The 2,095-nt window shown below is 68.4% G+C and carries 2 protein-coding genes; both read left to right on the top strand.

Annotation, left to right across the window (positions count from 1 at the left end; genetic code table 11):
• On the top strand, positions 1-102 hold a 102-nt coding region (locus NQ160_RS25030; protein ID WP_374113707.1), incomplete at its 5' end, for a hypothetical protein.
• Positions 99-2,095 (top strand): 1,4-alpha-glucan branching protein GlgB (gene glgB / locus NQ160_RS22840; protein WP_257517311.1); only part of this gene is annotated, 1,997 nt, incomplete at its 3' end. The genes NQ160_RS25030 and glgB, both read left to right, overlap by 4 nt.

Below are 2,095 nucleotides of genomic sequence, written 5' to 3'. Positions count from 1 at the left end.
CTCGTCAGCGGCGCCGAATGGACCTGGACCGACCACAACTTCGTGCGGCTGGATGCCTTCCACGAGCCAGCCCACATCCTGCACGTGAAGGAGCGCCGATGACCCCGCCCGATGACCGGATACTCGATACGGTCGCAACCGGCTCGTACCACGCGCCCCACGAGGTGCTCGGTATCCATCCCGCCGGTGACGGACGCTGGGTGATCCGCGCACGCCGCCCCCTCGCCGCGACGGTGACCGCGGAACTCGCCGACGGACGGAAGGTCGCGCTCCACCACCTGCGCGCCGGCATCTGGGAGGGCGAGTTCGCCGCGTCGGACGCTCCGGCATACGTCCTCGCGTCGACCTACGACGACGGCAGCGGGTACGTCGCAGAGGACCCGTACCGCTTTCTCCCGACGATCGGCGAGCTCGATCTGCACCTGATCGGCGAGGGGCGCCACGAGCAGCTCTGGCTCGCGCTCGGCGCGCACGTGCGCCGTCCGCAGGGCGTCGAGGGCGTGGGATTCACCGTGTGGGCGCCCAACGCCCAGGCGGTGCGGGTGGTCGGCGACTTCAACGGATGGGACGGACAGGGGCACGCGATGCGGTCGCTCGGCGGCAGCGGCGTGTGGGAGCTGTTCATCCCCGACATCGGCGTCGGCACCGTCTACAAGTTCGAGATCCTCACCCGTGGCGGGCAGTGGATCCTCAAGGCCGACCCGATGGCTCGCCTGGCCGAGATTCCCCCCGGCACGGCATCCGTCGTCACCGAGACCGCATACCGATGGGAGGACGGCGACTGGGTTGCTGCGCGGGAGCGCAGCTCGCCCCACGCGCTGCCCATGTCGACGTACGAGGTGCACCTCGGGTCGTGGCGTCCAGGGCTGTCGTACCGCGATGCCGCCGACCAGCTCATCGAATACGTCACCGCGCAGGGCTTCACGCACGTGGAGTTCATGCCGCTCGCCGAGCACCCGTTCGGCGGGTCGTGGGGCTACCAGGTCAGCGGGTACTACGCGCCGACCAGCCGGTTCGGCGACCCCGACGATCTGCGCTTCCTGATCGATCGCCTTCACCAGGCCGGCATCGGCGTGATCATGGACTGGGTGCCGGGGCACTTCCCGAAGGACGCCTTCGCGCTCGCCCGATTCGATGGCGACACCCTGTACGAGCACGGCGACCCGCGCCGGGGCGAGCACCGCGACTGGGGCACGCTCATCTTCGATTACGGGCGCCGCGAGGTGCGCAACTTCCTGGTGGCAAACGCCCTGTACTGGTTCGAGGAGTTCCACGTCGACGGGCTGCGCGTGGATGCCGTGGCATCCATGCTGTACCTCGACTACTCCCGCGAACCGGGCGAATGGGTCCCCAACATCCACGGCGGCCGCGAGAACCTCGAGGCGATCGGCTTCCTGCAGGAGGTCAATGCCACGGCGTACAAGCGCTTCCCGGGCATCGCGATGATCGCCGAGGAGTCCACCAGCTTCCCCGGAGTCACCGCGCCGACCAGCGAGGGCGGCCTGGGGTTCGGGTTCAAGTGGAACATGGGCTGGATGAACGACTCGCTCCAGTACATCAAGCGCGATCCGATGTACCGCGCGCACCACGAGGGCGAGCTGTCGTTCTCCTTCGTCTACGCCTTCAGCGAGAACTTCATCCTGCCGATCAGCCACGACGAGGTCGTGCACGGCAAGGGCACGCTCTTCAGCCGCATGCCCGGCGATCACTGGCAGAAGCTTGCGAACATGCGTGCCTTCCTGGCGTACATGTGGGGGCACCCCGGCAAGCAGCTGCTGTTCATGGGTCAGGAGTTCGGGCAGATCGCGGAGTGGTCCGAGGGGCGCAGCCTCGACTGGTGGCTGCTGGACCAGCCGGCACACCAGCAGCTGCATTCCTATGTCGCGACGCTCAACCGGCTGTACCGGGAGCACCCCGCCCTCTGGCAGCGCGACCACGACGGCGCCGCGTTCTCGCGGGTGGGTGGCCCCGTGTGGAACCCGAACGTCCTCGCTTTCGCGCGCCGCGACGATGACGGCGGTGTGGTCACGGTCGTCTGCAACTTCTCCGGTGTGCCGGTCCACGGGTTCGAGCTCGATCTGCCCGCTGCCGGCAC

The sequence above is a fragment of the Microbacterium sp. zg.Y909 genome, from assembly GCF_024626565.1.
The sequence above is the reverse complement of the archived record's forward strand: the minus strand, read 5'-3'. Positions and strand labels throughout refer to the sequence as shown.